The sequence below is a fragment of the Mordavella massiliensis genome, assembly GCF_016901695.1.
Lineage (GTDB): Bacteria > Bacillota > Clostridia > Lachnospirales > Lachnospiraceae > Claveliimonas > Claveliimonas massiliensis_A.
On record NZ_JACJKS010000047.1, the window covers coordinates 1 to 1,606 of the forward strand.

At 49.8% G+C, this 1,606-nt stretch carries 1 protein-coding gene; it reads right to left on the reverse strand.

Annotated elements, in window-relative coordinates; translation table 11 throughout:
* A partial coding sequence (locus tag H6A20_RS12995) for an InlB B-repeat-containing protein (protein ID WP_204907523.1) occupies positions 1-1,594 on the reverse strand: 1,594 nt, incomplete at its 3' end.
* Positions 1,595-1,606: the final 12 nt, after the last annotated feature.

Consider the following 1,606-nt stretch of genomic DNA (forward strand, 5'->3'; position numbering starts at 1 on the left):
CGTCAAAGCGTTCCAATGGGTCGCCCAGATACACCGCCTGATAGTATTTGTAGCCTTTCAGGTGGTCGTTCAGCGGGATTTTCACCGTCATGGGATTGTCCTTGATTTCCAAGGTTTCCCCATTCTGGCGGACGCTGATGTCGTAAATGGACAGCAGGCCCGGCAGCTCCTCTTTCAGCTCCGGACGGCTTTCCAGTACGCTTTCCTGTGCAATAGTATCAGCGGAAAGGGTCGCGTCCTCCGGCACACCGTCGGTCAGGGAGATGGAAACGTTGGTGTCGGAGTTGGTCAGCTCGGTAACATTTTTCTCCCATTTTGCGTAAACCTGCATATCATACTTATTATACGCATTGATCCACTCGTCGCTTGCGGTGTTTGCAATCAGGCTTTCGTCTGTGCAGTCGGGCGATGTGCACCAGCCAACAAAGGTATAGCCCTCACGCACGGGGACAACCTCTCCGATGTCGAAAAACTGTCCGTTCTCCACGCTTTTGAGGTCAATTTCACGGACAGCTTTTTCCCCGTCCTTCAATGCTCCGCCGTTGGGATTAAAGGTAACCGTATCGCCTCGGTCGAACTTTGGCGTCAGGGTTCTGTCCTTTGCGTTATAGTAATAAGGCCCCATGTTATGTTCCCAGTCAAAGGTTACAATGGTCGCGCCGTCCTCGACAGTGACGGTTTCGTCCATGTTCAGAATAAGCCCGTCATAGCCCGGTGCGCTCCACTCTCTAAAATGATAACCGGCACGAGTGGGGTTTGGAAATACAAGCTGCTGCTCTTCCCGCTGGACATAATAGCGGTTAGGCAGAGCCGCCAGCTCTTCTTCTGTAAAATAGTCTTCCACGCCTTCATAGTTTATCTCGTAATAAGGCTCGAAAAATCTAATATTAGAATATCCTGTATAACGATAAGCCCAGCTTATCCCGCCATGCCCTACGTGCCAGCCTTCGACGTCTTCCAGCTCATCTGAAGACACAGGCCCACCCTGATTTGTTGTTACGAACAGCATTGGTAAGCCGGTGTTGTTAACATAGCCTATGTTCATGCGCACGCTCGCACTCGGGTCGTTGGCTAACGCCTCTAATTGACCCTTTACGTTTTCGTATATTTCATTGTCTCCAATCTCTTTCTGGAGCTCCTCATAATTGCCGCCAAACATAATATCTACCGCGTTATATTCTTCTGAGATTGGCTCCAGCTTTGAGAGATCCGGTACACTGTCTTTTAACTGGTATTCCTCTACAGAACGCGGTGTATGAGGGGCATTGGTATTTGGATCCCCCAGATACAGCGCCGCATTGTAAAATGTATAGTTGGTTACATACTTCCAATACTGATAGTCCGCCGTAACACAACTGCAATTCCTGAATACCTTGTCAAGCTTATATTGAATAGTGAAGCTCTCGCCGGGCATAATCAGTTCATCGCTTATGTCCCAGTTATTTGCCTCATTCAAAACATGGTCTTGCAGGGTGTATTTCGGTCCCTCCGCGCCCTGCTCCTGTTCAGCAGGCGTAGTGGCTGCGGCTGCCGGTACGGCCATTCCCGCCGCCATGCAAAGCGTCAGCAAACCTGCAAGTATTTTTCGCTTCATGATTGTTTCCTC